Origin of the sequence: Streptomyces sp. NWU339 (genome assembly GCF_003143855.1) — a bacterium.
Taxonomy (GTDB): domain Bacteria; phylum Actinomycetota; class Actinomycetes; order Streptomycetales; family Streptomycetaceae; genus Streptomyces.
Genome location: NZ_QFRK01000001.1, coordinates 214,260 through 240,054 on the forward strand (window position 1 = coordinate 214,260; position 25,795 = coordinate 240,054).

Consider the following 25,795-nt stretch of genomic DNA (forward strand, 5'->3'; position numbering starts at 1 on the left):
GTTCCTGGTGTCAGTCCCGGTTCTGTACGTGCTGGTAGCCGAAGCGGCCCTTGATGCACAGATTGCCGTGGGTCACCGGATTGTCGTGCGGTGAGCTGACCTTCACGATCTCATTGTCCTGCACGTGCAGCGTGAGGTTGCAGCCCACTCCGCAGTACGCGCACACCGTCGTCGTCCGCGTCTGCGCCGACTCGTTCCAGGTGCCCGCTGCCCGCATGTCGAACTCCGACTTGAACGACAGGGCGCCCGTCGGGCACACCTCGATGCAGTTCCCGCAGTACACGCACGCCGATTCGGTCAGCGGACCGTCGTGTTCGACCGCGATCCGCGCGTCGAAACCACGGCCCGCGACCGAGATCGCGAAGGAGTTCTGCCACTGGTCGCCGCAGGCGTCCACGCACTTGTAGCAGAGGATGCACTTGCCGTAGTCGCGCACGTACAGGTCGTTGTCGACCCTCGGCTCCTCGTCGATCCGGGCCGCGTCCGGGCCGAAGCGGTCCGGTTTCGCCTCGTACTCCTTGATCCACTCGGCGGCCCGCGGGGTCGTCGACAGGTCGACGGAGGACGCGAGCAGTTCGAGGACCACCTTCCGGCTGTGCCGGGTCCGCTCGGTGCCGGTGCGCACCTCCATGCCCGGCTCGGCCTTGCGCGAGCAGGCGGGGACCAGTGTGCGCGAGCCCTCGACCTCCACCACGCACACCCGGCACGCGTTCTTCGGCGTCAGCGTGTCGCCCTCGCACAGCGTCGGGACGTCCTTCCCGGCCGCCCGGCAGGCGTCCAGGATCGTCGATCCCTCGGGCGCCCTGACCGGCTCGCCGTCCAGGGTGAACTCCAGCAGGCGGCGGGGAATCCCCAGCGGTGTCACGGTCATTCGTAGGCCCCCAGACGGTCGATGGCGGATTCCACGGCGTTCCACGCGGTCTGGCCCAGACCGCAGATCGAGGCGTCCCGCATCGCGCTGCCCACCTCGCGCAGCAGGGCGATGTCACCGGCGGCGTCGGAGCCGGTGCGTTCCACGATCCGGGTGAGCGCCTCCTCCTGGCGTACGGTCCCGACCCGGCACGGCACGCACTGCCCGCAGGACTCGTCGCGGAAGAACTGCGCGATGCGCAGCAGCAGCCGGGGCAGCGGCACGGTGTCGTCGAAGGCCATCACGACCCCCGAGCCGAGCGTCGTACCCGCCTGGCGGGTGCCCTCGAAGGTGAGCGGGATGTCCAGTTCGTCGGCGCGCACGAAGCCGCCGGCCGCCCCGCCGAGCAGTACCGCCCGCAGCCCGTCGCGCACCTCGGCCAGCTCCAGCAACTCGCCCAGCGTCGCGCCGAACGGCAGTTCGTAGATTCCGGGCCGGCCGACGCTGCCGGACACGCAGAACAGCTTGGGGCCGGTGGACCGCTCGGTGCCGATCGCCGCGTACGCCGGGGCGCCCATCGTCAGGACGGGCAGGACGTTGACGAGCGTCTCGACGTTGTTCTCCACCGTCGGCTTGCCGAACAGGCCCTTCTCCACCGGGAAGGGGGGCTTGGAGCGGGGCTCGCCCCGGTAGCCCTCGATGGAGTTGAACAGCGCGGTCTCCTCACCGCAGATGTACGCGCCCGCGCCGCGCCGGATCTCGATGTCGAAGGCGTACCCCTGGCCGAGGACGTCGTCGCCCAGCAGGCCGCGCGCCCGCGCCTGGTCGACGGCGTGCCGCATGCGGTGGAGCGCTCGCGGGTACTCACCGCGCAGATAGAGGTACCCCTTGTGCGCGCCGGTCGCGTAGGCGGCGATGGTCATCGCCTCCACCAGCGCGTACGGATCGCCCTCCATGATCACCCGGTCCTTGAAGGTCCCGGGCTCGGACTCGTCGGCGTTGCACACGAGATAGTGCGGCCGGTCCGGCTGGGACGCCGTGGCCTGCCACTTGCGGCCGGTGGGGAAGGCGGCGCCGCCCCGTCCGACCAGGCCCGAGTCGGTGACCTCCCGGATCACCCCGGCCGGCCCCAGCGCGAAGGCCCGGCGCAGGGCCGCGTAGCCGCCGTGGGCGCGGTAGTCGTCCAGCGACGCCGGGTCGACCGCGCCGACCCGGCGCAGCAGTGTCAGCGAGGGGTCCCCGGCCTGGGGCACCGCCATCGCCGCCGCCGGCTCCTCGGGGGCGGCGTCGGGCGCGCTCGCCGCGAGCACCGCCGAGTCCACCGTCGCCGGCGCCGACACCGCCGTACGCACCGGCTCCCCGGCCCTGATCGCCAGGGCCGCCGGGGCGCGTTCGCACAGGCCCAGACAGGGGCTGCGCTCGACGCTCACCCCGCTGCCGGGCCCGAGCCGCGACTCGATCCCGGCGCACAGCGCCCCGGCCCCGGCCGCCGCGCACGCCAGGTCCGTGCACACGTGCAGCACGGTCGCCGGGCGCGGCTTGACGGAGAACATCGCGTAGAACGTGGCCACCCCGTACGCCTCCGACGGCGGCACCGTCAGCCGCCGGCACAGGTAGTCCAGGGCGCCCTCGCTGATCCAGCCCACCCGGTCGTTGACCGCGTGCAGCCCCGGCAGCAGCTGGTCGCGGCGGTCCCGGGCCTCCCGCCCGCCGCGGGCCCACCTCAGATCGCCGGACCGCATCCCGTCGCGGTCGGCACCCTCCCACGAGGACTCGGGAGGACCGAGCAGCGCGTCGACCGCCGCCCGCTCCTCGTCCGTCGGTTTGCCGTCACCGAAGCGCAGGTCCACTACGTCACCTCACTGGATCACGGGGCTGGGAGCCGGGAGCTTCTCGATCCGGATCGCCGAGGCCTTGAACTCCGCGGTCCCGGCGATGGGACAGTTGGCCTCGATGGTCAGCACGTTGGTGTCCACCTCGTCGGGGAAGTGGAAGCTCATGAAGGCGAGCCCCGGCCGCAGCGCGGTGTCCACCCACACCGGCGCCAGCACCGATCCGCGCCGGGACGTCACCCGCACCTGCTCGCCGACCACCACGCCGTAGCGCTCGGCGTCCTCCGGGCACAGCTCGACGGCCTCGCCGCGCCGCAGGGGCGAGGAGTAACCGCCGCTCTGCACACCGGTGTTGTACGAGTCGAGCCGGCGTCCGGTGGTGAGCCGGATCGGGTACTCCTCGTCGGTGAGGTCGACCGGCGGGTCGTGCTGCACGATCCCGAACGGCGCGGGCCTGCCCCGCCGATCCGGATCCGGGTCCCACAACCTGCCGTGCAGATACGGCGGTTCGAGCGCGTCGGTGCTCGGGCACGGCCACTGGATGCCCTGGTGCTCGTCCAGCCGCCCGTAGGTCATGCCGTGGTGGTCGGGGGAGACGGACCGGAGCTCGTCCCAGACGGCCTCGGCGTCGGCGTACTTCCAGTCGTGGCCGAGGCGGGTGGCGAGATCGCAGATGATGTCGATGTCCTCGCGTGCCTCGCCGGGCGGCGTCACCGCCCGGCGGACGCGCTGCACCCTGCGCTCGCTGTTGGTGGTGGTGCCGTCGGTCTCCGCCCACCCCGCGGTGGCCGGCAGGACGACGTCCGCGAGTTCGGCGGTCTTCGTCAGGAAGATGTCCTGCACCACCAGGAAGTCCAGCCCGCTCAGCCGCCGTACCGCCTGATCGGCGTCCGCCTCGGACTGCGCCGGGTTCTCCCCGATGCAGTAGACGGCCCGCAGCGAACCGTCGTCCATGGCCTCGAACATCTCCGTGAGCGTCATCCCGTAGCGCGGCGGGAGGACGGTGCCCCAGGCGGACTCGAACTTCAGCCGGATCGCGGGGTCGAGGATGTCCTGGAAGCCGGGCAGCCGGTTGGGGATCGCCCCCATGTCGCCGCCGCCCTGCACGTTGTTCTGGCCGCGCAGCGGCTGCAGACCGGCGCCGTAACGGCCGACATGGCCGGTGAGCAACGAGAGGTTGACCAGGGCGCGGACGTTGTCGGTGCCGTTGTGGTGCTCGGTGATGCCGAGGGTCCAGCACAGCTGGGCGCGCTCGGCGCGGGCGTAGGCGTGCGCCAACTCCCTTATCGCGGCCGCCGGTACGCCCGTCACCTTCTCGGCGAGGGACAGCGTCCACGGCTCGACGAGCGCCCGGTACTCCTCGAAGCCGGTGGTCGCCCCCCGGACGAACGCCTCGTTGACCAGGCCGGAGTGGATGATCTCGCGGCCGATCGCGTGCGCCATCGGGATGTCCGTGCCGACGTTCAGCCCGAGCCAGCTCTCCGCCCATTCGGCGGTCGACGTCCGCCGCGGGTCGACCGCGTACATGCGGGCGCCGTTGTGGATGCCCTTCAGCACGTGCTGGAAGAAGATCGGGTGTGCGAAGCGGGCGTTGGAACCCCACATCACGATGACGTCGGTGTGCTCGATCTCCTCGTACGACGAGGTCCCGCCGCCGGAGCCGAACGCGGCCGACAGCCCGGCCACGGACGGGGCGTGACAGGTGCGGTTGCAGGAGTCCACGTTGTGGGTGCCCATGACGACCCGGGCGAACTTCTGCGCCACGTAGTTCATCTCATTGGTCGCGCGGGCACAGGAGAACATCCCGAACGCGCCGCGCGCGGCGCCGATCCCCCGGGCGGCCCGCTCCAGGGCCTCGTCCCAGGTGGCCCTCCGGAACGGCTCGTCACGCGAGTCGCGGACCAGGGGATGGGTGAGCCTGGTGTAGGTCTTCGGGCTCCGGTCGCGTTTCCTGGTGCTCTTCATGCGGCGCTCCTCAGCGCGAGCAGGTCCGAGATGGCGTGCACGGTGCGCAGGGTGGGCACATCCACGCCGGTGATGTCCGCCAACTCGACGACGGCGGCGAGCAGTACGTCGAGTTCGAGCGGTTTGCCGCGCTCCAGGTCCTGGAGCGTGGACGTGCGGTGGTCGCCGACGCGCTCGGCGCCGGCCAGCCGGCGCTCCACGGACACGCCGACCTCGCAGCCGAGGGCGCGGGCGACCGAGAGCGTCTCGTTCATCATGATCTCGATGACCCTGCGGGTACCGCCGTGCAGGCACATCTGCCGCATGGTCGCGCGGGCGAGGGCGCTGATCGGGTTGAAGGAGATGTTGCCGAGCAGCTTGACCCAGATGTCGCCGCGCAGTTCGGGCTCCACCGGGCACTTCAGCCCGCCGTCCACCATCGCCCCGCTGAACGCGAGGCAGCGCGCGGAGACACTGCGGTCGGGCTCCCCGATCGAGAACCGGGTGCCCTCCAAGTGCCGTACGACGCCGGGCCCTTCGAGCTCGGTGGCCGCGTAGACGACACAGCCGACCGCCCGCCGGGGCGCGAGCACCGCACTGACCGCGCCGCCGGGGTCCACGCTTTCCACGCGGTGGCCGTCGTGGGGGCCGCCGTGCCGGTGGAAGTACCACCAGGGAATGCCGTTCTGGGCGGCCACGACCGCCGTGGTGTCGTGCAGCAGGGGTGCGATCAGCGGCCCGCACGCCGCGTACGCGTTGGCCTTGAGGCCGAGGAAGACGTAGTCGACCGGGCCGATCTCGGCCGGGTCGTCGGTCGCGTGGGGGCGCGCCGTGAAGTCGCCGCGTGGGCTGAGCACCCGCACGCCGTGCTGCCTCATGGCCGCCAGATGCGGTCCACGGGCGACGAGGTGCACATCGGCACCCGCGCGATGGAGCGCGGCGCCGACGTAGGCGCCGATGGCCCCGGCGCCGAGAACTGCCACTTTCACTGGGGAACGCTCCGTTCGGTCGAGGGAGTACCGCGGAGGTGGAGGTCGACGGTCGGATTCGACTTATGTCGACGAAATATTGTCTACAGTATGGAGGTTGGCTCAGCAAGGGTTCGCGCACGCCCCGCCTTTCGGGTACCGGGCGGTCCGACCGTTCGCCGCAGACTGCATACCGCTCACCGCATACCGTCGACCCGACGGGTTTTCAACCACCCGGGCTCTGCCTACCGTCCGGGTTTCATGAGTCCACCCCTTGCACCCCAGGGCTGGAGCCGCTGGCTCGTTCCGCCCGCCGCCCTCTCGGTCCACCTCGCCATCGGCCAGGCCTACGCCTGGAGCGTGTTCAAACCTCCCCTCGAGTCCGCTCTCGGCCTCAGCGGCACCCAGAGCGCGCTGCCGTTCCAGCTCGGCATCGTCATGCTGGGCCTGTCCGCCGCGTTCGGCGGCACCCTCGTGGAGCGCAAGGGGCCGCGCTGGGCGATGACCGTCGCCCTCGTCTGCTTCTCCTCCGGCTTCCTGCTCTCCGCCCTCGGCGCGGCCACCGGGCAGTACTGGCTGATCGTCCTCGGCTACGGTTTCGTGGGCGGCGTCGGCCTCGGCATCGGCTACATCTCGCCCGTGTCGACCCTGATCAAGTGGTTCCCGGACCGGCCCGGCATGGCCACCGGAATCGCCATCATGGGCTTCGGCGGCGGCGCGCTGATCGCCTCGCCGTGGTCGGCGCAGATGCTCGAGTCCTTCGGCACCGACAACGCCGGCATCGCCCTCGCCTTCCTCGTGCACGGGCTGACGTACGCCCTGTTCATGCTGCTCGGCGTGGTGCTGGTGCGGGTGCCGCGCACCACGCGGCCGACGGGCCACGTTCCGGCGGGCCATGCTCCGGCGGCCGAGGCCCTCACCGGTCCGCAGGTCTCGGCCCGCGGTGCCCTGCGCACCCCGCAGTTCTGGCTGCTGTGGCTGGTGCTCTGCATGAACGTCACCGCCGGCATCGGGATCCTCGAGAAGGCGGCCCCTATGATCACCGACTTCTTCGCGGACACCTCCGCGCCGGTGTCGGCGACCGCGGCCGCCGGCTTCGTCGCCCTGCTGTCGGCGGCGAACATGGCGGGCCGCATCGGCTGGTCCTCCGCCTCCGACGTGATCGGTCGGAAGAACGTCTACCGCCTCTACCTGGGCGCCGGCGCGCTGATGTACACCCTGATCGCGATGTTCGGCGACACCTCCAAGCCGCTGTTCGTGCTGTGCGCGCTGGTCATCCTCTCCTTCTACGGAGGCGGTTTCGCGACCGTCCCGGCCTATCTGAAGGACCTCTTCGGCACCTACCAGGTCGGCGCCATCCACGGACGGCTGCTCACCGCCTGGTCCACGGCCGGCGTACTCGGGCCGCTGATCGTGAACTGGGTCGCCGACCGGCAGGAGGCGGCGGGGAGGCACGGCTCGTCGCTGTACGGGCTGTCGTTCCTCGTCATGATCGGCCTGCTCGTGGTCGGTTTCGTCGCCAACGAACTCGTCCGGCCCGTGCATCCCCGCCACCACGTCCCCAGCCCCGACCTGACGAAGGAGGCCGCCGATGACCGGCGACAGCAGCACGAGTCCGCCTGACGCGGGCGGAGCCGGCCCCGCCCGCCGCGGGCTGATCGCCTTCGCCTGGCTGTGGGTGGGGGTGCCGCTCGCCTACGGGCTGTACGAACTCGTACGGAAGGCCACACAACTGTTCACCGGATGACGGGCGGTGTCCGGGCACATCGGGACGCGTGTCCGGACGTCCGCGGGCCTGACCGAAGCCGACAAGCCCGGCGGCCGATTCCTGTCGCATCACCTGTCGGTGTACCCGTCGGTCACTGACCAGACTGGTGGATCCCGCAACCGCAACACGAGGGGGATCCACCCATGATCGGCTCGCGCATCGCCGCCGTCGGCCACTACCAGCCCGCCCGGGTGCTCACCAACGAGGAGCTGGCGGGCATGGTCGACACCAGCGACGAGTGGATCACGAGCCGGGTCGGCATCCGCACCCGTCACATCGCGGGCCCCGAGGAGCCCGTCGACGAACTGGCCGCCCACGCCGCGGCCAAGGCGCTGGCGGCGGCCGGCCGCACCCCCACGGAGATCGACCTGGTGCTGGTCGCCACGTCCACCGCGATCGACCGCTCGCCCAACATGGCGGCCCGGGTCGCCGCCCGCCTCGGCATTCCCGGGCCCGCCGCGATGGACGTCAACGTGGTGTGCGCCGGGTTCACCCATGCGCTGGCCACCGCCGACCACGCCGTGCGGGCCGGCGCCGCGAGCCGCGCGCTGGTCATCGGCGCCGACAAGATGTCCGAGGTGGCGGACTGGACCGACCGCTCCACCTGCGTGCTCGTCGGCGACGGGGCGGGGGCCGCGGTCGTCGAGGCGGCCGAGACCTCCGAGGAGGCCGGGATCGGGCCCGTGCTGTGGGGCTCGGTGCCGGAGATGGGCAACGCGGTGCGGATCGAGGGGACGCCGCCGCGGTTCGCGCAGGAGGGACAGAGCGTGTACCGCTGGGCGACCACGAAGCTGCCGGCCATCGCCCGCCAGGCCTGTGAGAAGGCGGGACTGGCGCCGGAGGAACTCGCCGGGGTGGTGCTGCACCAGGCCAACCTGCGGATCATCGAACCCCTCGCGCTCAGGATCGGCGCCGTCAACGCCGTCGTCGCCCGCGACGTCACCGAGTCGGGCAACACGTCGGCCGCGAGCATCCCGCTCGCCTTCGCCAAGCTCGTCGAGCGGGGCGCGGTGTCGTCCGGCGACCCGGTCCTGCTCTTCGGCTTCGGCGGGAACCTGTCGTACGCGGGGCAGGTCGTCCGCTGCCCCTGAAGATCCCTCGTACGGGTGTGACGCGATCGACTCCCCCTCTCCCTGGCATGTGGGCGCCGTAGACTGTAGACGAAAGACAATCACTACTGGCGGCGCCGAACGACCGGCCGTGCGGCCGGGCGAGGGCCGCCGAGGAGGGGGACCGCGATGCTGTCGGCCGGACTGCCCCAGGGGGCGGTGCCCAAGCTCGAACGACCGGGACCGCTACGGGACCGGGTCTACGAGGCACTGCTCGAGCTCATCACCACGCGCGCCCTCCAGCCCGGCCAGCATCTGGTCGAGAGCGAACTCGCCGGTCACCTCGGGGTCTCCCGGCAGCCGGTGCGCGAGGCGCTGCAGCGGCTGAACACCGAGGGCTGGGTCGATCTGCGCCCCGCGCAGGGCGCGTTCGTGCACGAGCCGACGGAGCAGGAGGCCGACCAACTCCTCACCGTGCGCACGCTGCTGGAGGCCGAGGCCGCCAGGCTCGCCGCGCTCAACGCCGACAGCGCGGGCATCGAGGCCCTGGAGGAGATCCTGGCGCTGGGCCTGGAGGCCGTGGCCTCCGACGACGTGGACGCCGCCGTCGTCCTCAACGCCCGCTTCCACGCCAAGATCATGGACCTGGCCGGCAACGCGGTCCTCGCCGAACTCGCCGCCCAGGTCGGCCGCCGCGTGCGCTGGTACCACGCCCCCGTCGCCCGGCAGCGCGGAGGGCAGTCCTGGGCCGAGCACCGCGACCTGATCGCCGCCGTCGCCGACCGCGACGAACAGCTGGCCGAGCGGCTCATGCGCGAACACACCGAGCACACCCGGCGTTCCTACCTCGCGCAGGCGAAGCCCTGACGGCACCGCCCCCTGACGGCACCGGCGTCCTGCCGACGGTGAAGCCCTGGAAGTCCTGACCGCACCCCCAGGGCGCGGTGACCCGACCGCGGGAAGGGGCCCGCGTGGCTCCGCGCGGGCCCCTTTGTCCTGTGAGTGGAAAAAGTAGGGGCCAATTCCTGCGCGACTTCTTCCCACCTCCGGCAGCCGCTGCTACGTTCCCTCCGAAAGCACGCCACGCACGTGGCCGGAATCCGGCGCGCACAGGCCGATCGAGGCGGGGAGGGGTTCGTGAGACGTATGACCGCACGACCCGCGAACGCGCATCAGGCCCGACTGCTCCGGCTGTTGCGCGACGGTGGCCCCAACTCCCGTGCCCAGTTGGGTGACCAGGTCGACCTCTCCCGGTCGAAGCTGGCCGTGGAGGTGGACCGGCTGCTGGAGACGGAACTCGTCGTGGCCGACGGACTCGCCGCCTCGCGCGGCGGCCGGCGCTCCCACAACATCCGCCTCAACCCGCATCTGCGCCTCCTCGGCGTGGACATCGGCGCGACCTCGGTCGACGTCGCCGTCACCAACGCCGAACTGGAGATCCTCGGGCACCTCAACCAGCCCATCGACGTCCGTGACGGACCGGTCGCGGTGTTCGAACAAGTCCTGGCCATGGCCGCGAAGTTGAAGGCCACCGGGCTCGCCGAGGGGTTCGACGGCGCCGGTATCGGCGTCCCGGGCCCGGTCCGCTTCCCCGAGGGCATCCCGGTGGCACCGCCGATCATGCCCGGCTGGGACGGCTTCCCCGTGCGGGAGGCGCTCAGCCAGGAACTCGGCTGCCCGGTCATGGTCGACAACGACGTGAACCTGATGGCCATGGGGGAGCAGCACGCGGGCGTCGCCCGCACCGTCGGCGACTTCCTCTGCGTCAAGATCGGTACCGGCATCGGCTGCGGCATCGTCGTCGGCGGTGAGGTCTACCGCGGTACGACGGGCAGCGCCGGCGACATCGGGCACATCCAGGCCGTACCCGACGGCCGCCCGTGCGCCTGCGGCAACCGGGGCTGTCTGGAGGCCCACTTCAGCGGCTCGGCCCTCGCCCGGGACGCCACGGAGGCCGCCGAACAGCGGCTCTCCGCCGAACTCGCGAGCCGCCTGGAGACGAACGGCACGCTCAGCGCCGTCGACGTCGCCGCCGCGGCCGCCGCGGGGGACGCCACCGCCCTCGATCTGATCCGCGAGGGCGGCAACCGCACCGGCCAGGTCATCGCCGGCCTGGTCAGTTTCTTCAACCCCGGCCTGGTGGTGATCGGCGGCGGGGTGACCGGTCTCGGCCACACCCTGCTCGCCGCCATCCGCACCCAGGTCTACCGCCAGTCGCTGCCCCTGGCGACCGGCAACCTGCCCATCGTCCTCGGGGAGTTGGGCCCCACCGCCGGAGTCATCGGCGCGGCCCGGCTCATCAGCGACCACCTGTTCTCACCCGCGTAAGCAGCCCACGGCTCCACCGCACCGTTCGCACCGCTTCCACCGTTCACGCCGTTCGAACCGTTCTCACCGCACAGAACAGCGCACCGGCACCACGTACGGCTCCGCCGCTCCACCCCTGCTCTGACAACGTTGGCCCGACCGCGCCCTGACACCGGCCCGCACGCCCGCCGAGGGGAATCCGCATGGCACCCGAACCACCGCTGCTCAGCATGTCCGGCATCACCAAGTCGTTCCCCGGCGTCCGGGCCCTGGACGGCGTCGACCTCGACGTCCAGGCCGGCGAGGTGCACTGCCTGCTCGGCCAGAACGGCGCCGGCAAGTCCACCCTGATCAAGGTGCTGGCCGGCGCCCACCAGCCCGACACGGGCACGATCCGCTGGCGCGGAGAAGCGGTCACCCTGCGCTCGCCGATCGCCGCCATGCGCCTCGGTATCGCCACCATCTACCAGGAACTCGACCTGGTGGAACACATGACGGTCGCCGAGAACGTCCACCTCGGCCAGGAGCCGACGACCGCCGGGTTCGTGGTCCGCCCGAGAACGTCCAGGGAGGCGACGAGCCGACTGCTGGCCCGCCTCGGACACCCGGAGATCGAACCGACCCGGCTGGTGGGGGAGTTGTCGGCGGCACAACAGCAGATCGTCTCGATGGCGCGGGCGCTCTCGCACGACGTGCGCCTCATCGTGATGGACGAACCGTCGGCGGCGCTCGACCCGGACGAGGTCGAGAACCTCTTCAGAATCGTCGCCGATCTCACCGCCGACGGAGTCGCCGTCGTCTACATCTCGCACCGCCTCGAGGAGATCCGGCGCATCGGGGACCGGGTGACCGTGCTGAAGGACGGCCGGGCCGTCGCGGGTGGACTGCCCGCGAAGTCCACCCCGACCCGCGAGGTGGTCTCCCTGATGACCGGCCGCGACGTCGAGTACGTCTTCCCCGAACGGCCCGCCTCCCCGCCGACCGGCGAACCGGTGCTGACCGTCGAAGGGCTGTCCCGCAAGGGCGAGTTCGCCCCCCTCGACCTCCAGCTGCGCCCCGGGGAGATCGTCGGGCTCGCCGGCCTGGTCGGCTCCGGGCGCTCCGAGATCCTGGAGACCGTCTACGGGGCCCGCAAACCGGACTCCGGCCGTGTCCTGGTCGACGGACGCCCGCTGCGGCCGGGCAGCGTCCGCGCCGCCGTGCGCGCCGGGATCGGGCTCGCCCCCGAGGAACGCAAGGCGCAGGCCCTGCTCATGCTGGAGTCCGTCACCCGCAATGTGTCGGTCTCCGCAATGTCCCGCTTCTCCCGCGCCGGTTGGATCGACCGGGGTGCGGAACTGGGCGCCGCCCGCGCCGCCACCCGTGAGCTGTCGCTCCGGCCGGACAACCCGGACGTGCCGGTGCGCACCCTGTCCGGCGGCAACCAGCAGAAGGCCGTGCTCGCCCGCTGGCTGCTGCGCGGCTGCCGGGTGCTGCTGCTGGACGAACCCACCCGCGGCGTCGACGTCGGCGCCCGCGCCGAACTGTACGCGGTCGTCCGCCGCCTGGCGGACGAAGGCCTCGCCGTACTGCTCGTCTCCAGCGAGGTGCCCGAGGTGCTCGGCCTCGCCGACCGCGTCCTGGTGCTCCGGGAAGGCGACGTCGTCCACACGGCGCCCGCCCGGGAGCTCGACGAACACCGTGTACTCGACCTCGTCATGGAAGGAAGCCCGGCGTCATGACGCAGCCCGTCTCCCCGCCGCGGGAACGCACCGACAAGGTGCCGGTCACCGGCGAAACGCCCGCCTGGCGCGCCGTGTTGTTCCGCGCCGACGTCCGTACGCTGTCGCTGCTCGGCGTGCTCGCCGCGCTCGTCCTCATCGGCGGCATCACCAGACCCGACGAGTTCCTGGACACCCGCAACCTCCAACTCGTCCTCACCCAGGCATCCGTCATCGGTGTCGTCACCGTCGGCATGACCTTCGTCATCACCTCCGGCGGCATCGACCTGTCGGTCGGCGCGATCGTCGCCCTGTCCTCGGTGTGGGCGACCACCGTCGCCACCCAGGAGTTCGGCTTCGCCGGCATCCTGTTCACCGCCGTCCTCGTCGGACTGGGCTGCGGCCTGGTCAACGGGGTGCTCATCGCCTACGGCGGGATGGTCCCGTTCATCGCGACGCTCGCCATGCTCGCCTCGGCCCGCGGCCTGGCCCTGCAGATCACCGACGGGCGGACCCAGGTCGTCACCGTCGACGGGGTCCTCAATCTCGGTGAACGCGACTCCTACGTCCTCGGCATCCCGCCCCTGGTCCTGGTGTTCGCGGCGGTCACCGTCATCGGCTGGCTGGTGCTCAACCGGACCACCTTCGGGCGCCGCACCGTCGCCGTCGGCGGCAACCCGGAGGCGGCCCGGCTCGCCGGCATCGACGTCCGGCGCCAGCGGCTGTACCTCTACCTGCTGTCCGGGCTGTGCTGCGGCATCGCCGCCTTCCTGCTGATCGTCCTGGCCGGCTCCGGCCAGAACACCAACGGCAACCTCTACGAACTCGACGCCATCGCCGCCGCGATCATCGGCGGCACCCTGCTCACCGGAGGCCGCGGCACCATCGTCGGCTCCGTGCTGGGCGTCCTGATCTTCACCACGATCACCAACATCTTCGCCCTGAACAACCTGCAGAGCGACGTCCAGCAGATCGCCAAGGGCGCGATCATCGTCGCCGCCGTGCTGGTCCAGCGCCGTACCGCGAGCACGACCTGACGAAAGGGTTCACCGCCATGCCAGAGCCGACGCCTTTCACGAGCCGCAGAGGGCTGCTCTTCTCAGCCGCCGCCGTGTCCGCCGGTGTCCTCGTCACCGGCTGCACCAGCAACGAACCGAGCGACGCGAAGCCGACCGCCGCCGACCGGCCGGCCGCCGACGACAAGCCCGGCAAGCCGGTCACCATCGGCTTCGCCGGACCGCAGGCCGACCACGGCTGGCTCAACGCCATCAACGACCAGGCCAAGAAGCGCGCCGAGAAGTACTCCGACGTCACCATGGAGACCACCGAGGGCTCCAACGACACCGCCCAGCAGATCGGCCAGATCGAGACCCTCATCAACAAGAAGGTCGACGTCCTGGTGGTGCTGCCCGCCGACGGCAAGGCGCTCACCCAGGTCGGGCTGAAGGCGATGCGCGCCGGCATCCCCGTCGTCAACCTCGACCGCATCTTCAACACCCCGCAGGCATACCGCTGCTGGATCGGCGGCGACAACTACGGGATGGGCCTGAACGCCGGGCACTACATCGGCGAGAAGCTCAAGGACACCCCGAACGCCCGGGTCATCGAACTGGCCGGCCTGGACAACCTGGAGCTCACCAAGCAGCGCACCCAGGGCTTCGACGACGCACTGAAGAACTACCCCAACATCAAGAAGGTGGCCCGCCAGGCCGCCGAGTTCACCGTAGAGTCCGGTCAGGCCAAGATGGCCCAACTCCTCCAGGCACAGTCGAAGTTCGACGCACTGTGGAACCACGACGACGACCAGGGCGTGGGTGCGCTGCGGGCCATCGAGCAGGCCGGGCGCGACGACTTCCTGATGGTCGGCGGGGCGGGCGCGCTCTCCGCCTTCGAGGCGATCAAGGCGGACAACGGCGTCCTGAAGGCGACGGTGCTGTACCCGCCGTCGATGGCCGCCTCCGCGATCGACCTGGCCCGCGCCCTCGGCCAGGGCAAGGGCGTCGGCGGCCTCGCCGAGTTCGAGATCCCCACCTCGCTGACCTGCTACTCGGCCGTGGTCGACAAGGAGAACGTCGACCAGTACATGCCCACCGGCTTCAAGTGAGGAGCTCCGCCCCACGGGCCTGACCAGCCCACCGGGCGGGGCCCACCCCCGCCCGCCACGACGACGAGGAGGACAACCGTATGGCACAGCCGCAGCAGTCAGATGGGGCAGACGGCACAGAAACGGGGAAGCCACCCCTGCGCGTCGGCATGGTCGGCTACGCCTTCATGGGTGCCGCCCACTCCCAGGGCTGGCGCACCGCGGGCCGCGTCTTCGACCTGCCGCTGAGCCCCGAACTGGCCGTGATCTGCGGCCGGGACGCCACCGCGGTGCGCGCGGCGGCCGACCGCCACGGCTGGGCGGACACCGAGACCGACTGGCGTGCCCTGGTCGAACGGGACGACGTCGACCTCGTCGACATCTGCACCCCGGGCGACAGCCACGCCGAGATCGCGGTGGCCGCCCTCGCCGCGGGCAAGCACGTGCTGTGCGAGAAGCCCCTCGCCAACACCGTGGCCGAGGCCGAGGCGATGGTCCGCGCCGCCGAAGAGGCCCAGGGGCAAGGCCGGTTGGCGATGATCGGCTTCAACTACCGCCGGATACCCGCGACCGCGCTGGCCCGGCGGATGGTGGCCGAGGACCGCATCGGCACCCTGCGGCACGTACGGGTGGCGTACCTGCAGGACTGGCTGGTGGACCCCGCGTTCCCGCTGACCTGGCGGCTGCGCCGGGAACAGGCCGGCTCCGGCTCGCTCGGCGACCTCGGCGCGCACATCGTCGACCTGGCGCAGTACCTGGCGGGGGAGCCGCTGGCGGGCGTCTCCGCGCTCACCGAGACGTTCGTCCGCCGGCGGCCGCTGCCCACCGGGCCCACCAGCGGACTGGCCGCCGTCGATGCCGTCGGGGCTACCGGCACCGGCCAGGTCACCGTCGACGACGCCGCCCTGTTCACCGGCCGCTTCGCCTCCGGCGCCCTCGCCTCCTTCGAGGCCACCCGGTACGCCACCGGCCGGAAGAACGCCCTGCGCATCGAACTCAACGGCGAGCGCGGCTCCTTGGCCTTCGACCTGGAACGGCTCAACGAGCTCTCCTACCACGACGGGACCGAGCCCGGCGCGCACGCGGGGTTCCGCCGCATCCTCGTCACCGAACCCGACCACCCCTACCTGGACGCCTGGTGGCCGCCGGGCCACGGCCTCGGCTACGAGCACACCTTCGTGCACCAGGCCCGCGACCTGGTCCACGCGGTCGCCGACGGCCGCACACCCGAACCCTCCTTCGCCGACGGGCTGCAGGTGCAACGCGTGCTCGCGGCCGTGGAGGAGAGCGCCGAGAAGAACTCCCTCTACACGCCGATCGCCGCCTGAGGAGGACGGATACCGATGCCGCGCAACTTCACGCTGTTCACCGGGCAGTGGGCGGACCTGCCCCTGGAGGAAGTCTGCCGACTCGCCCGTGACTTCGGCTACGACGGTCTCGAACTCGCTTGCTGGGGAGACCACTTCGAGGTCGACAAGGCGCTCGCCGACCCGTCCTACGTCGCCTCCCGCCACCAGCTCCTCGACAAGTACGGCCTCAAGTGCTGGGCGATCTCCAACCACCTGGTCGGCCAGGCGGTGTGCGACGCCATCATCGACGAACGCCACCAGGCCATCCTGCCCGCCAGGATCTGGGGCGACGGCGAACCCGAGGGCGTACGGCAGCGGGCCGCCGCCGAGATCAAGGACACCGCGCGCGCGGCAGCCCGCCTCGGCGTCGACACCGTCATCGGATTCACCGGGTCGGCGATCTGGCATCTGGTCGCCATGTTCCCACCCGCTCCCGAGTCGATGATCGACCGCGGCTACGAGGACTTCGCGACGCGCTGGAACCCGATCCTGGACGTCTTCGACGCCGAGGGCGTGCGGTTCGCGCACGAGGTGCACCCCAGTGAGATCGCGTACGACTACTGGACCACCGTGCGCACCCTGGAGGCGGTCGACCACCGGCCGGCCTTCGGGCTCAACTTCGACCCCTCCCACTTCGTGTGGCAGGACCTCGACCCGGTCGGCTTCCTGTGGGACTTCCGCGACCGGATCTACCACGTGGACTGCAAGGAGGCCCGCAAGCGCCTCGACGGCCGCAACGGCCGCCTCGGCTCCCACCTGCCCTGGGGCGACCCCCGGCGCGGCTGGGACTTCGTCTCCGCCGGCCACGGCGACGTCCCCTGGGAGGACGTCTTCCGCATGCTGCGCTCCATCGGCTACCAGGGCCCCGTCTCCGTCGAATGGGAGGACGCCGGCATGGACCGGCTCCAGGGCGCCCCGGAGGCGCTGACCCGGCTCAAGGCCTACGACTTCGAGCCACCCAGCGCGTCCTTCGACGCCGCGTTCAACAGCTGAACCGCACGCCCGACGGCAGGTCGGGGGCGGGGGCCGGAGCATCCGCCGGTCCCCGGTCCGACCTGCCCGGATCCCGCTTTGTCCTGTGTTGGGGAAAAGTTCGACCAGCCCTGGCCCAAGGGGTGTTCGTTCCGGAAGAACGCGGTTACCGTCCCTGAAGTGTTCAGGACACCCACGCCTCCGGGGTGACGGCGCACCCCGGCATCCGCACGCACCGCACGTCTTCGCACTGTTCCGTACGGCCCCACCCCGTTCCCGGAGGGACTTCGTGCACAGAAGCAGACTCAAACCCACCCACACCACGAGGCGTCCCAGACTTCGCACCACCCTCGCCCTGTTCACCGGCCTGATGCTGGCCGTGGGCGCCCCGGCGACCGTCGCCGGCGCCCATCCGGGCCACCCGGAGCACGACGAACCGGCAGCCGCCGAGGGGCAGTTCCAGCAGGTACCGCTCGCCAAGGGCGAGCCCGAGACGGGCGAGCCGATGTCGCTCGCCGTGCTCCCGAACCGCAGCGTCCTGCACACCTCGCGCGACGGCACACTGCGCCTCACCGACCAGGGCGGCGTCACCAAGGTCGCCGGCAAGATCCCCGTCTACAGCCATGACGAGGAGGGTCTGCAGGGCGTCGGCATCGACCCGGACTTCGAGAACAACCGGGCGATCTACCTCTACTACGCCCCGCCGCTCGACACCCCCGCGGGCGACGCCCCGGAGACCGGCACCGCCGAGGACTTCGAGAAGTTCGACGGTGTCAACCGCCTCTCCCGGTTCGTCCTCAACCCCAACGGCACGCTGGACATGGCCAGCGAGAAGAAGGTGCTGGACGTTGAGGCGTCCCGCGGCATCTGCTGCCACGTCGGCGGCGACATCGACTTCGACGCCGAGGGCAACCTCTACCTGTCCACCGGCGACGACACCAACCCCTTCGCCTCCGACGGCTTCACCCCGATCGACGAGCGGCCCGGCCGCAACCCCGCCTTCGACGCCCGCCGCAGCTCCGGCAACACCAACGACCTGCGCGGCAAGATCCTCCGCATCAAGGTCGCCGAGGACGGCTCGTACACCGTCCCGGAGGGCAACCTCTTCGCCCCCGGCACCGAGAAGACCCGCCCCGAGATCTACGCGATGGGCTTCCGCAACCCGTTCCGGATCAGCGTCGACGAGAAGACCGGCACCGTCTACGTCGGAGACTACGGCCCCGACGCCGGCGCCGCCGACCCGAAGCGGGGCCCGGCGGGACAGGTCGAGTTCGTCAAGGTCACCGAGCCCGCCAACTTCGGCTGGCCGTTCTGCACCGGCGACAACGACGCCTACGTCGACTACGACTTCGCCACCAAGACCTCCGGCGAGAAGTTCGACTGCGACGCCCCGAAGAACACCTCGCCGCACAACACCGGTCTCACCGACCTGCCGCCTGCCCAGCCCGCCTGGATCCCGTACGACGGCGGCTCCGTGCCCGAGTTCGGCAGCGGCTCCGAGTCCCCGATGGCCGGCCCGGTCTACCGCTACGACCCGGACCTCGACTCCAAGGTGAAGTTCCCCGAGGCGTACGACGGCGACTTCTTCGCGGGCGAGTTCGGCCGCCGCTGGATCAAGCGGATCGAGCAGACCGAGAACGGCTCCGTCGCGAAGATCAACGACTTCCCGTGGACCGGCACCCAGATCATGGACATGGAGTTCGGCCCCGACGGCGCGCTCTACGTCCTGGACTACGGCCTCTCCTGGTTCCAGGGCGACGACAACTCCGCGCTGTACCGGATCGAGAACGCCCAGGACGGCTTCTCCCCGATCGCCGAGGTGAGCGCCGACAAGACCTCCGGCGCGGCCGGCCTCAAGGTGGCCTTCACCGCCTCCGCCAAGGACGCCGACTCCCCGGACCTCACCTACAGCTGGGACTTCGGCGACGGCACCAAGGGCGAGGGCCTCACCCCCACCCACAAGTACAAGAAGGTCGGCACCTACAACGCGACCTTCACCGCGAAGGACCCCGAGGGCAACACCGGCAACGCCAGCGTCCGCATCGTGGTCGGCAACACCGAGCCCAAGGTGACGATCGACGTTCCGGGCAACGGCAGCCTGGCCGCCTTCGGCGAGCCCGTTCCGTTCAAGGTGACCGTCACCGACCCCGAGGAGAAGGTCGACTGCTCCAGGGTCAAGGTCGTCTACAGCCTCGGCCACGACTCCCACGCCCACGAGCTGACCAGCGAGACGGGCTGTGAGGGCACCCTCAAGCCGCCCGCAGGGGACGGCGGTCACGACCCCAACGCCAACATCTACGGTGTCGTCGGCGCCAGTTACACCGACGGCGGGGCCAACGGGCAGGAGGCCCTGACCGGCACCGCGCGCACCGTGCTCCAGCCGCTGCACCGCCAAGCCGAGCACTTCACCACCCAGTCGGGCGTGAAGACCTTCGACAAGACCGCCGCCAACGGCGGCAAGACCGTCGGCGACATCCACGACGGCGACTGGATCTCCTTCAGCCCCTACCGGTTCGACGGGCAGAAGAAGATGACCGTGCGGGCCTCCTCCGGCGGCGCCGGCGGCTTCGTCGAACTGCGCACCGGCTCGCCCGACGGCAAGCTGCACGGCTCGGCGTACATCCCGCCGACCGGCAGCTGGGAGACGTTCCAGAACGTCGACGTGCCGCTGCGGTCGCTGCCGAAGAAGACCACGGAGATCTACCTGGTCTTCCGGGGCGGCGACGGCGCGCTGTACGACGTGGACGACTTCGAGTTCTCCACCCAGCCGTTCAAGGGCGGCAAGAAGGTCCTGGTCTTCTCCAAGACCGCCGGCTTCCGGCACGACTCCATCCCGGCCGGCATCGCCGCCCTCAAGGAACTCGGCACCCCGGCAGGCATCACGGTCGACGCGACCGAGGAGGCCGGACAGTTCACCACGGCCAACCTCGCCAAGTACGACGCGGTGGCCTTCCTGTCCACCACCGGCGACGTTCTGGGCGCCACCCAGCAGAAGGCGTTCGAGAACTACGTCAAGAACGGCGGCGGCTACCTGGGCATCCACGCCGCCGCCGACACCGAGTACGACTGGGAGTTCTACGGCGGCCTCGTCGGCGCCTACTTCGACTCGCACCCGGCCATCCAGAAGGCCACCGTGCGCGTCGAGGACCACGACCACCCGTCCACCGCGCACCTGGACGACGCCTGGGAGCGCACCGACGAGTGGTACAACTACCGCACCAACCCGCGTGAGCAGGCCAAGGTCCTCGCCACCCTCGACGAGACGACCTACCAGGGCGGCACCATGAAGGGCGACCACCCGATCGCCTGGTGCCAGAGCTACGGCGGCGGCCGCTCCTTCTACACCGGCGGCGGCCACACCAAGGAGTCCTACGCCGAGGAGGCCTTCCGCGCCCATCTGCTCGGCGGTCTGCAGTACGCCACCGGCCAGGTCAAGGCGGACTGCAAGCCCGGCAAGGACTACCGGAAGATCTTCAACGGCCAGACCCTGGACGGCTGGAAGCAGGCCGGCCCCGGCAAGTTCAACGTCAAGGACGGCACCCTGGAGACCGAGGGCGGCATGGGGCTGCTCTGGTACCAGGCCAAGGAGCTGAAGTCGTACTCCCTCAAGCTCGACTGGAAGATGCGGGGCGACGACAACTCCGGTGTCTTCGTGGGCTTCCCGGCCTCCGACGACCCCTGGTCCGCGGTGAACAAGGGCTACGAGATCCAGATCGACGCCACGGACGCGCCCGACCGCACCACGGGCTCCGTCTACTCGTTCCAGTCGGCGAACATCAAGGCCCGTGACCAGGTCCTGCGTCCGCCCGGCCAGTGGAACTCCTACGAGATCAAGGTCCAGGGCGAACGGCTCCAGGTGTTCCTCAACGGAGTCAAGATCAACGACTTCACCAACAAGGACCCCGAGCGGAGCCTGACCGACGGCTACATCGGCCTCCAGAACCACGGGGCCGACGACCAGGTCTCCTTCCGCAACATCCAGCTGAAGGAGCTGCCCTCCTAAGGGCGACCGGAACGGCGGCGGGCGGAGGACGCCGGACCTCCGCCCGCCGTCCGGCCGGGCCCCGCGCCCGGCACCCCGCCGGGCCCCCGCGGGCCCGCTTCCGGCGCCTCACACCCGGTTCGCGTACGACAAGGAGGCTGCCCATGTCCGCCGAACCGTCCCTCCCCACCCCCGCCCCCACCTCCGTCCCCTCCCCGGCCCCGCGCTTCGGCGTCTGGCTCATCGGGGCGCGCGGATCCGTGGCCACGACCGCGATCGCGGGCTGCGCCGCCGTCGCCGCCGGACTCCACCCGCCGACCGGCATGGTCACCGAGACCCCCGACTTCACCTCGTGCGGCCTGCCGCCGCTGTCGTCCCTCGTCTTCGGCGGCCACGACACCGTCGACTGCCCGCTGCCCAAACGTGCCGAACACCTCGCCGCCGGCGGTGTCCTGCCGCACGGCCTGCCCTCCGCCGTGCACGCCGAACTCGTCGCCGCCGACCGGGAGATCAGACCCGGCGGCCCCCTGCCCGGTGCCACGGACGGCGGCTCGGAGCGCCACGACGACGAACTGATCGACGTGTTCGCCGACGACATCCGCGACTTCGTGCGCCGCCAGGGCCTCGCGGGCGCCGTCGTGGTGAACGTCGCCTCCACCGAGCCCGCTCCCGCCGACGGCTCCCTGCCGCCGAGCTCCCGCTACGCGGCGGCAGCCCTGCGCGCCGGCTGCCCCTACGTGAACTTCACCCCCTCCACGGGCCTGCACCACCCGGCACTGGCTCCGCTCGCCGAGTCCTCGGGTCTGCCGTACGCGGGCCGCGACGGCAAGACCGGGCAGACCCTGCTGCGCTCCGTGCTCGGCCCGATGTTCCTGCAGCGCGCCCTCGCGGTGCGCGCCTGGTCCGGCACCAACCTCCTGGGCGGCGGCGACGGTGCCGCCCTCGCCGACCCCGCGGCCGCCGCCGCCAAGAACGCCGGCAAGGACCGCGTCCTCGCCGACACCCTCGGCACCACCCCCGAGGGCGAGGTCCACATCGACGACGTACCCGCGCTCGGCGACTGGAAGACGGCCTGGGACCACATCGCCTTCGACGGCTTCCTCGGCGCCCGCATGGTCCTGCAGACCACCTGGCAGGGCTGCGACTCGGCGCTCGCCGCGCCGCTCGTCCTCGACCTGGCCCGGCTGGTCGTCCGCGCCCGGCAGCGGGGCCTGTCCGGCCCGCTGAGCGAGCTGGGCTTCTACTTCAAGGACCCGGTGGGGGACGGCCCGTCCTCGCTGGCCGAGCAGTACGCGGAGCTGAGGCGCTTCGCCGGGCGGCTGCGGGACGGCGCCGACGAGCACGGGGTACGGCGATGAGCCGCGCGGCCGCCCCGGCACGGGACACGCCCGCGCCGGCCGGGCCGACGGCGACGGACGGCCCGGCCCCCGGGAACCCCGCCACGCCCCTTTCCGGCCCCGCGCCCCGCACCTCCCGCCCCCGCTCCGGCCGCGCGGGCGCCTGGGCCGAACTACTGCGCCTGCCCGCGCTGTTCACCGTCCCCGGCGACGCCCTGGCCGGCGCGGCGGCGGCCGGCGCGCGCCCCGGGCCCCGCACCCTGCTCGCCATCGGCTCCTCCCTGTGCCTGTACGAGGCCGGCATGGCCCTGAACGACTGGGCGGACCGCGCCGAGGACGCCGTGGAACGCCCGCACCGCCCGCTTCCGTCCGGCCGCATCCGTCCGGTCGCCGCTCTCACCGCCGCCGGTGTCCTCACCGGCGCCGGACTGGCGCTCGCCGCCGGTGCGGGACGCCCCGCCCTCGCGGTGGCCGCGCCCCTGGCGGCGACCGTCTGGGCCTACGACCTCGCCCTGAAGCACACCCCCGCCGGTCCCGCGGCCATGGCCGCCGCCCGCGGACTGGACCTGCTCCTGGGCGCGGCCGCCACCGGCGGCGGCACCCGGGCCGCGCTGCCCTCCGCCGCGCTGCTCGGCACGCACACCCTCGCGGTCACGGCCGTCTCCCGCCGGGAGACCACCGGCGGCTCGGTCCTGGCCCCGCTGGCGGCCCTCGCGACGACGGGGGCGCTGACACGACTGGTCACCCGCCCCACCCGACCCCCGGCAGGCCGACGGGCAGCAGCCGCCCCCGGCCTGCCGGGCTCCAGCCCGGCCGAGGGCCCGCCCAGGGCCACCGGCGTCCTCACCACCGCCCTGGGCACCGCCTACGCCGCCACGGCCGCCCGGCCCTACTTCCACGCCACGCTCAACCCCTCGCCCCCGCTCACCCAACGCGCCGTCGGGAGCGGCATCCGGGCCACGATCCCGCTCCAGGCCGCGCTCGCCGCCCGCTCCGGCTCGGCCGTCACCTCCCTGCTCGTCGCGGCCCTGGCCCCGGCCGGCCGGATGTTCGCGAGGAGGTCCGGCATGAGGAAGGTGAGCATCACGTGAGCCGGAACCCGGACGGCGTTCCTTCGCCCCCTCTCCGCTTCGGCTACGGCACCAACGGCCTCGCGGACCTCCGCCTCGACGACGCCCTCGCCCTGCTCGCCGACCTGGGCTACGACGGGGTCGGACTGACCCTCGACCACATGCACCTCGACCCGCTCGCCCCGGACCTCGCCGCCCGCACCCGCCGGGTCGCGCACCGGCTGGACGCGCTCGGGCTCGGCGTCACCGTGGAGACCGGCGCCCGCTATGTGCTCGACCCCCGCCGCAAGCACGGCCCGTCGCTGCTGGACCCCGACCCGGACGACCGCGCCCGCCGCGCCGACCTCCTCCTGAGGGCGGTCCGCGTCGCCGCCGACCTCGGCGCGCACGCCGTGCACTGCTTCAGCGGCACCGTCCCCGACGGCACGGACGAGGACACCGCCTGGGAACGCCTCGCCGAGACCCTCACCCCCGTCCTGGACGCCGCCGCCACCGCCGGCGTCCCGCTCGCCGTCGAACCCGAGCCCGGCCACCTCCTCGCCACCCTCGCCGACTTCCACCACCTGCGCCGCACGCTCGGCGACCCCGAACCCCTCGGCCTCACCCTGGACCTCGGCCACTGCCAGTGCCTCGAACCCCTCCCGCCCGCCGACTGCGTACGCGACGCCGCCCCCTGGCTGCGCCACGTCCAGATCGAGGACATGCGCCGCGGTGTCCACGAGCACCTGCCCTTCGGAGAGGGCGAGATCGACTTCCCGCCCGTCCTCGCGGCCCTCGCCGCCACCGGCTACCAGGGCCTGACCGTGGTCGAACTGCCCCGCCACTCCCACGCGGGGCCCCACTTCGCCGAACGCTCTCTCCCGTTCCTCCACCGGGCCGCGGCGGCGTCCCCCCGCACGAACCGCTCGGGCGAGCCCTCCGCCACCCACTGAAGGGAGCCACCCCCATGACGCAGCCACACGCCACCCACGCCACCCGGGACGCGGACGGCACCCCCGCCGGGCAGGACCCCCAGGGCACCACCCCCGCCCACGTCCCGCCCGCCGACCTGCGCGCCGCCCTCACCGCCGAGCTCGGCGGAGCCGCCCGCGCCTGGCTCGACCAGGCCCTCGAAGAGGCGGCCGGCCGGCCCGGCGCCCACGGGCCCCTCTCCATCTGGGAGCTGCGCCTGGCCGAGGCCGGCCGCCGCTGCGGCGCCGCCCACGCCGACGCCGCCCGCGTCCTGATCCTGCACGCGGCCCGCGCCGACCTCGAGGCGCTGACCCGGGTCTACCACCAGGGCACCGCCGACGAACGCCGGGCCGTCCTGCACGCCCTGCCCCACCTCGTGCCCGGCCCCGACGCCCGCCCGCTCGTCGAGGACGCGCTGCGCACCAACGACACCCGGCTCGTCTCCGCCGCCGTCGGCCCGTACAGCGCCCGGCACCTCGACGCCCACGCCTGGCGGCACGCCGTACTGAAGTGCCTCTTCACCGGCGTCTCCCTCGACCACGTGGCGGACCTGCCCCGGCGCGCCCGGGGCGACGGCGAACTCGCCCGCATGCTCGGCGACTACGCCGACGAACGCACCGCCGCGGGCCGCCCCGTCCCGGAGGACCTGCACCGCGTACAGGCACTGATCCGGTCCGAGCCCGCCCCCTCGACGCCCGCCACGGACGACCCCCACGGCCCCCACGGCAAGGAGTCCTGATGCGCCTCTTCGACCCCCACATCCACATGACGTCGCGGACCACCGACGACTACGAGGCCATGTACGCGGCGGGTGTCCGCGCCGTCGTCGAGCCCGCCTTCTGGCTCGGCCAGCCCCGCACCTCGCCGGCCTCCTTCCTCGACTACTTCGACGCCCTCCTCGGCTGGGAACCCTTCCGGGCCGCCCAGTACGGCATCGCCCACCACTGCACCCTCGCCCTCAACCCCAAGGAGGCCAACGACCCGCGCTGCACGCCCGTCCTCGACCTGCTGCCCCGGTATCTCGTCAAGGACAACGTCGTGGCCGTCGGCGAGATCGGCTACGACTCCATGACGCCCGCCGAGGACACCGCGCTCGCCGCCCAGCTCCAGCTCGCGGCCGACCACGGCCTGCCCGCGATGGTGCACACCCCGCACCGCGACAAGCTCGCCGGTCTGCGCCGCACGCTCGACGTCGTCCGGGAGTCCGCGCTGCCCGTGGACCGTGTCCTGGTGGACCACCTCAACGAGACCACCGTCAAGGAGGCCAAGGACAGCGGCTGCTGGCTGGGCTTCTCCGTCTATCCCGACACCAAGATGGACGAGGAGCGGATGGTCGCGATCCTGCGCGCCCACGGCCCCGAGCGGGTCCTGGTCAACTCCGCGGCCGACTGGGGAAAGAGCGACCCGCTCAAGACCCGCAAGGTCGCCGACCTGATGCTCGCCGAGGGCTTCACCGAGGACGACGTCGACCGGGTGCTGTGGCGCAACCCCGTCGCCTTCTACGGACTCAGCGGCCGGCTGGCCCTCGACGTCACCGCCACCGAGGCCACCCACGAGGGCAACTCCATCCTGCGCGGCGCGCCCAGGGACGAGCCCGCGCGGGCCGCCGGCACCCCCGCCGCGGAGGCGTGAG

At 72.1% G+C, this 25,795-nt stretch carries 20 protein-coding genes; 16 read left to right on the forward strand and 4 right to left on the reverse strand.

The window, feature by feature from the left end:
• Window positions 1-10: 10 nt before the first annotated feature.
• The 4 genes from DIZ27_RS01020 to DIZ27_RS01035 are packed head-to-tail and all read right to left on the reverse strand — an operon-like array spanning window position 11 to window position 5,615.
• Window positions 11-871: a 2Fe-2S iron-sulfur cluster-binding protein gene (locus DIZ27_RS01020; RefSeq protein ID WP_109376334.1), complete on the reverse strand. Its 861-nt coding sequence runs from the start codon at window positions 869-871 to the stop codon at window positions 11-13.
• On the reverse strand, window positions 868-2,700 hold the full coding sequence (locus DIZ27_RS01025) for an NAD(P)H-dependent oxidoreductase subunit E (protein ID WP_109376335.1): 1,833 nt from the start codon (window positions 2,698-2,700) through the stop codon (window positions 868-870). Before DIZ27_RS01025 ends, DIZ27_RS01020 begins: the two co-directional genes overlap by 4 nt.
• A 9-nt stretch (window positions 2,701-2,709) precedes the next feature.
• Window positions 2,710-4,647, reverse strand: coding sequence for a molybdopterin oxidoreductase family protein (locus DIZ27_RS01030; RefSeq protein ID WP_109376336.1), 1,938 nt, complete (start codon window positions 4,645-4,647; stop codon window positions 2,710-2,712).
• The gene (locus DIZ27_RS01035; RefSeq protein ID WP_109376337.1) at window positions 4,644-5,615 is read right to left on the reverse strand and encodes a 2-dehydropantoate 2-reductase; all 972 of its coding nucleotides are present in this window, start codon (window positions 5,613-5,615) and stop codon (window positions 4,644-4,646) included. The genes DIZ27_RS01030 and DIZ27_RS01035 overlap by 4 nt, the downstream gene beginning before the upstream one ends.
• A 240-nt stretch (window positions 5,616-5,855) precedes the next feature.
• Between DIZ27_RS01035 and DIZ27_RS01040 the strand changes: the two genes are divergently transcribed.
• The 16 genes from DIZ27_RS01040 to DIZ27_RS01110 all read left to right on the forward strand — a co-directional run bounded on the left by DIZ27_RS01040 (window position 5,856) and on the right by DIZ27_RS01110 (window position 25,794).
• On the forward strand, window positions 5,856-7,217 hold the full coding sequence (locus DIZ27_RS01040) for an OFA family MFS transporter (protein ID WP_109376338.1): 1,362 nt from the start codon (window positions 5,856-5,858) through the stop codon (window positions 7,215-7,217).
• Complete coding sequence (locus DIZ27_RS45515) at window positions 7,186-7,341, forward strand: hypothetical protein (RefSeq protein ID WP_181383326.1); 156 nt, start codon at window positions 7,186-7,188, stop codon at window positions 7,339-7,341. The genes DIZ27_RS01040 and DIZ27_RS45515 overlap by 32 nt, the downstream gene beginning before the upstream one ends.
• 164 nt (window positions 7,342-7,505) lie before the next feature.
• Window positions 7,506-8,453 carry a beta-ketoacyl-ACP synthase III gene (locus tag DIZ27_RS01045; RefSeq protein WP_109376339.1) on the forward strand — a complete coding sequence of 316 codons (948 nt, stop codon included), beginning with the start codon at window positions 7,506-7,508 and terminating at the stop codon, window positions 8,451-8,453.
• Window positions 8,454-8,600: 147 nt separating this feature from the next.
• Complete coding sequence (locus tag DIZ27_RS01050; protein WP_109376340.1) at window positions 8,601-9,278, forward strand: GntR family transcriptional regulator; 678 nt, start codon at window positions 8,601-8,603, stop codon at window positions 9,276-9,278.
• A 279-nt stretch (window positions 9,279-9,557) separates the two neighbouring features.
• A complete protein-coding gene (locus tag DIZ27_RS01055; protein ID WP_109376341.1) occupies window positions 9,558-10,739 on the forward strand; it encodes an ROK family protein in 1,182 nt (393 codons plus the stop codon).
• Between the two features lie 182 nt (window positions 10,740-10,921).
• Window positions 10,922-12,439 (forward strand): sugar ABC transporter ATP-binding protein, encoded by a 1,518-nt coding sequence (locus DIZ27_RS01060; protein ID WP_109376342.1) that lies wholly within the window; start codon window positions 10,922-10,924, stop codon window positions 12,437-12,439.
• On the forward strand, window positions 12,436-13,455 hold the full coding sequence (locus DIZ27_RS01065; RefSeq protein ID WP_109376343.1) for an ABC transporter permease: 1,020 nt from the start codon (window positions 12,436-12,438) through the stop codon (window positions 13,453-13,455). The genes DIZ27_RS01060 and DIZ27_RS01065 overlap by 4 nt, the downstream gene beginning before the upstream one ends.
• Window positions 13,456-13,472: 17 nt before the next feature.
• Window positions 13,473-14,522, forward strand: coding sequence for a substrate-binding domain-containing protein (locus DIZ27_RS01070; protein ID WP_109376344.1), 1,050 nt, complete (start codon window positions 13,473-13,475; stop codon window positions 14,520-14,522).
• A gap of 80 nt (window positions 14,523-14,602) precedes the next feature.
• A complete protein-coding gene (locus DIZ27_RS01075; protein ID WP_109376345.1) occupies window positions 14,603-15,829 on the forward strand; it encodes a Gfo/Idh/MocA family protein in 1,227 nt (408 codons plus the stop codon).
• Between the two features lie 15 nt (window positions 15,830-15,844).
• Window positions 15,845-16,843: a sugar phosphate isomerase/epimerase gene (locus tag DIZ27_RS01080; protein ID WP_109376346.1), complete on the forward strand. Its 999-nt coding sequence runs from the start codon at window positions 15,845-15,847 to the stop codon at window positions 16,841-16,843.
• A gap of 268 nt (window positions 16,844-17,111) precedes the next feature.
• The gene (locus DIZ27_RS01085) at window positions 17,112-20,825 is read left to right on the forward strand and encodes a ThuA domain-containing protein (RefSeq protein WP_109376347.1); all 3,714 of its coding nucleotides are present in this window, start codon (window positions 17,112-17,114) and stop codon (window positions 20,823-20,825) included.
• A gap of 143 nt (window positions 20,826-20,968) precedes the next feature.
• Complete coding sequence (locus tag DIZ27_RS01090; RefSeq protein ID WP_109376348.1) at window positions 20,969-22,162, forward strand: inositol-3-phosphate synthase; 1,194 nt, start codon at window positions 20,969-20,971, stop codon at window positions 22,160-22,162.
• Window positions 22,159-23,232 carry an SCO3242 family prenyltransferase gene (locus tag DIZ27_RS01095; protein WP_109376349.1) on the forward strand — a complete coding sequence of 358 codons (1,074 nt, stop codon included), beginning with the start codon at window positions 22,159-22,161 and terminating at the stop codon, window positions 23,230-23,232. The genes DIZ27_RS01090 and DIZ27_RS01095 overlap by 4 nt, the downstream gene beginning before the upstream one ends.
• Window positions 23,229-24,143, forward strand: coding sequence for a sugar phosphate isomerase/epimerase (locus DIZ27_RS01100; RefSeq protein WP_109376350.1), 915 nt, complete (start codon window positions 23,229-23,231; stop codon window positions 24,141-24,143). Before DIZ27_RS01095 ends, DIZ27_RS01100 begins: the two co-directional genes overlap by 4 nt.
• Window positions 24,144-24,157: 14 nt before the next feature.
• The gene (locus DIZ27_RS01105; RefSeq protein WP_109376351.1) at window positions 24,158-24,901 is read left to right on the forward strand and encodes an EboA domain-containing protein; all 744 of its coding nucleotides are present in this window, start codon (window positions 24,158-24,160) and stop codon (window positions 24,899-24,901) included.
• Window positions 24,901-25,794 (forward strand): TatD family hydrolase, encoded by an 894-nt coding sequence (locus DIZ27_RS01110; protein ID WP_109376352.1) that lies wholly within the window; start codon window positions 24,901-24,903, stop codon window positions 25,792-25,794. Before DIZ27_RS01105 ends, DIZ27_RS01110 begins: the two co-directional genes overlap by 1 nt.
• Window position 25,795 lies beyond the last annotated feature (1 nt).

Bases quoted from the DNA above. Each gene is read 5' to 3' on its own strand.
- DIZ27_RS01105 (WP_109376351.1), top strand. From the start codon at position 24,158: ATGACGCAGCCACACGCCACCCACGCCACCCGGGACGCGGACGGCACC.
- DIZ27_RS01040 (WP_109376338.1), top strand. From the start codon at position 5,856: ATGAGTCCACCCCTTGCACCCCAGGGCTGGAGCCGCTGGCTCGTTCCG.
- DIZ27_RS01030 (WP_109376336.1), bottom strand. From the start codon at position 4,647: ATGAAGAGCACCAGGAAACGCGACCGGAGCCCGAAGACCTACACCAGG.
- DIZ27_RS01095 (WP_109376349.1), top strand. From the start codon at position 22,159: ATGAGCCGCGCGGCCGCCCCGGCACGGGACACGCCCGCGCCGGCCGGG.
- DIZ27_RS01090 (WP_109376348.1), top strand. From the start codon at position 20,969: ATGTCCGCCGAACCGTCCCTCCCCACCCCCGCCCCCACCTCCGTCCCC.
- DIZ27_RS01050 (WP_109376340.1), top strand. From the start codon at position 8,601: ATGCTGTCGGCCGGACTGCCCCAGGGGGCGGTGCCCAAGCTCGAACGA.
- DIZ27_RS01080 (WP_109376346.1), top strand. From the start codon at position 15,845: ATGCCGCGCAACTTCACGCTGTTCACCGGGCAGTGGGCGGACCTGCCC.
- DIZ27_RS01055 (WP_109376341.1), top strand. From the start codon at position 9,558: ATGACCGCACGACCCGCGAACGCGCATCAGGCCCGACTGCTCCGGCTG.
- DIZ27_RS01110 (WP_109376352.1), top strand. From the start codon at position 24,901: ATGCGCCTCTTCGACCCCCACATCCACATGACGTCGCGGACCACCGAC.
- DIZ27_RS01020 (WP_109376334.1), bottom strand. From the start codon at position 871: ATGACCGTGACACCGCTGGGGATTCCCCGCCGCCTGCTGGAGTTCACC.
- DIZ27_RS01075 (WP_109376345.1), top strand. From the start codon at position 14,603: ATGGCACAGCCGCAGCAGTCAGATGGGGCAGACGGCACAGAAACGGGG.
- DIZ27_RS01045 (WP_109376339.1), top strand. From the start codon at position 7,506: ATGATCGGCTCGCGCATCGCCGCCGTCGGCCACTACCAGCCCGCCCGG.
- DIZ27_RS01065 (WP_109376343.1), top strand. From the start codon at position 12,436: ATGACGCAGCCCGTCTCCCCGCCGCGGGAACGCACCGACAAGGTGCCG.
- DIZ27_RS01070 (WP_109376344.1), top strand. From the start codon at position 13,473: ATGCCAGAGCCGACGCCTTTCACGAGCCGCAGAGGGCTGCTCTTCTCA.
- DIZ27_RS45515 (WP_181383326.1), top strand. From the start codon at position 7,186: ATGACCGGCGACAGCAGCACGAGTCCGCCTGACGCGGGCGGAGCCGGC.
- DIZ27_RS01060 (WP_109376342.1), top strand. From the start codon at position 10,922: ATGGCACCCGAACCACCGCTGCTCAGCATGTCCGGCATCACCAAGTCG.